The organism is Microbacterium sp. H6 (genome assembly GCF_003314775.1).
Taxonomy (GTDB): Bacteria; Actinomycetota; Actinomycetes; order Actinomycetales; family Microbacteriaceae; genus Microbacterium; species Microbacterium oxydans.
Map to the genome: position 1 here is coordinate 25,256 of NZ_QOAY01000159.1, position 2,495 is coordinate 27,750.

Consider the following 2,495-nt stretch of genomic DNA (forward strand, 5'->3'; position numbering starts at 1 on the left):
TCGAGGTCGGCGAGATAGGCGGAGAGGAGCCCCGCCGTGTCGGCGATCCGGTAGCCGATGTCGGCGAGGTTCTCCCCGATCTCGGTCAACTTGGCATCAGAGGCTCGTTCGAGCACGCGACGTGCCTCCGCGACGAGCGCCGCGGCATCGGGCTCGCCGTCTTCGCTCGACAGCGCGGCGTGGGCGAGAGATGCTGCGAGACGCAGCTCCTCGGCGTTGGCGAGACGCTCGGAGCGCTCGGTGAGCTCCTGGTCCTCCCCCGGCTCCGGCGCGGTCGCCTCGATCAGTGCGATGGCCTCCCGCAGTCGCGTGGCTTCTTCGGCCCGCCGATCCCGGTTCTCGGTGATCTCCGAGATCTCGGCGTCGAGCGCACGCCAACGAGCGAAAGCGGCCGCATAGGTGTTCACGGCTTCCGCGATCGGAGCACCACCGAAACGATCGAGCGCATCGCGCTGGGCGGTCGCTGATCGCAGCCGCAGCTGCTCGGACTGGCCGTGGACCACGACAAGCTCTTCCGCGAGCGAAGAGAGTACTCCCGCCGGAGCGGCGCGGCCACCCACACTCGCGCGGGAGCGCCCTTCCGCGCTCAGCGTGCGCGACACGTAGAGTTCGGCGCTGCCGCCACCCGCGGGCTCCAGCTCTCCGCCGGCGTCGGCGACGATCTCTGCGACGCTGCCCTCTTCGGGGACGATCCACACGCCGGCGACCGATGCCTGCGACGCACCGGCGCGCACCGCCCCGGAATCGGCGCGCTGGCCGAGGAGCAGCCCGAGTCCGGTGACGACCATGGTCTTGCCCGCACCGGTCTCACCCGTGACCGCGGTGAAGCCGGGGCCCAGCGGCAGAACGGCATCGGCGATGACGCCGAGCCCCTGCATCCGCATCTCCTCGATCATGACGACCTCTCGCTCACGACGTCGCTTCCGTCGCCTGGCCACGCCACCCGGCGACGGGCAGCTGGAACTTGCGCACGAGACGGTCCGTGAAGGCCGTGGGGTGCAGGCGCGCGAGCCGCACGGGACGTGAAGAACGACGCACCACCACACGAGCGCCCGGCGGCAGTTCGTGCGAACGGCGTCCGTCGCACCACAGAATGCCGGAGCCGTCCGTGCGCTCGAGCATCTCGATCGCGACCGACGCGTCCGGGCTGACCACCAACGGCTTGGCGAACAGCGCGTGCGCAGACAGCGGCACCACGGCGATCGCCTCCACACTGGGCCAGATCACGGGGCCTCCCGCCGAGAAGTTGTAGGCGGTCGATCCGGTCGGAGTGGACACGACCATGCCATCGCAGCCGAAGCTCGACAGGGGGCGTCCATCGATCTCCAGCACGATCTCGATCATCCGCTCACGGCTGGCCTTCTCGACCGTCGCCTCGTTGAGCGCCCAGGTCTCGTAGACGACCGTGCCATCGACATCTTTGACCCGCACCGACAGCGCGAGCCGTTCTTCGACCTCGTAGTCGCGATCGATCACACGGCGCACCGCTTTGTCCATGTCATCGCGGTCGATCTCCGCGAGGAAGCCCACATGCCCCATGTTGATGCCGAGCACGGGTGCGCCGCTGTCCCGCACCAGTTCCGCGGCTCGCAGGATCGTCCCGTCCCCGCCCAGCACGATCGCCAGCTCGAGGTCGGCCGGGTCGACGGAACGCCCGAGCACGTCGGTGTCGACGAAGAACGGGTCGACGGCCGCGAGGTCCTCGTGATCGTCGACGGCCAGAACGGGTCGCGCTCCGGCCTCTCGAAGAGCGTCGATCACCCGACGGGCGGCCTCGACGGTGTCGACACGGCCCGCGTGAGCGACGACCAGGATGCAGCGCTCGTTCATCGTCCTCCTGCCAGTCGGTTGATGGTGTCCAGCCATTCTGTCGGATTGCTGCCCCGCCCCGGGGCGAGGTGCACGAGATACTCCGCGTTCCCGTGCGTACCGAGAATCGGGGAGGGAAGGATCCCGAGCATGCCGAGTCCCAGATCCCACGCGCTCCACACCGTTCTGGCGACGGCGTCGGCGCGCGTTGCGGGGTCGGTGACCAGACCGCCGCGGACGGCTGTGCGCCCGACTTCGAACTGGGGTTTCACGAGCAGGAGGATGTCCGACTCCGGCACTGCCACGGCGGCGACGGCCGGAAGCACGAGTTCGAGGGAGATGAACGAGAGGTCGCCGACGATGAGATCGGGTGCCGCCGTCTCGCCGGTCGCCGCGGTGAGGTTCTCGCGTGTCATGTGACGGACGTTGTAGCCCTCGACGGCGATGACGCCGGGGTCGGCGGCGATGGACGGAGCGAGTTGCCCGTGCCCGACGTCGACAGCGAGGACCGTGCGCGCGCCGAGTTCGCGCAGCACCTGCGTGAATCCGCCGGTGGATGCGCCCATGTCGAGCGCGAGACGCCCCTGCACCGGGACGGCGAAGCCGTCGAGAGCCGCGATGAGCTTGTGCGCGGCCCTGCCGACGTAGTGGTCGGCTCCGGCGATCGTGATCTCGGCCCCCTCGCC

General features: G+C 69.7%; 2 protein-coding genes and 1 pseudogene. All 3 read right to left on the minus strand.

Features of this window, described 5'->3' with window-relative positions; translation table 11 throughout:
- Positions 1 to 896 (minus strand): annotated as a pseudogene (locus tag DSP71_RS23540) (DNA repair protein RecN); the annotation flags it as partial.
- Positions 897 to 909: 13 nt separating this feature from the next.
- On the minus strand, positions 910 to 1,830 hold the full coding sequence (locus DSP71_RS10145) for an NAD kinase (RefSeq protein WP_046749378.1): 921 nt from the start codon (positions 1,828 to 1,830) through the stop codon (positions 910 to 912).
- Positions 1,827 to 2,495 (minus strand): TlyA family RNA methyltransferase (locus DSP71_RS10150; protein WP_258546364.1); only part of this gene is annotated, 669 nt, incomplete at its 5' end. The genes DSP71_RS10145 and DSP71_RS10150, both read right to left, overlap by 4 nt.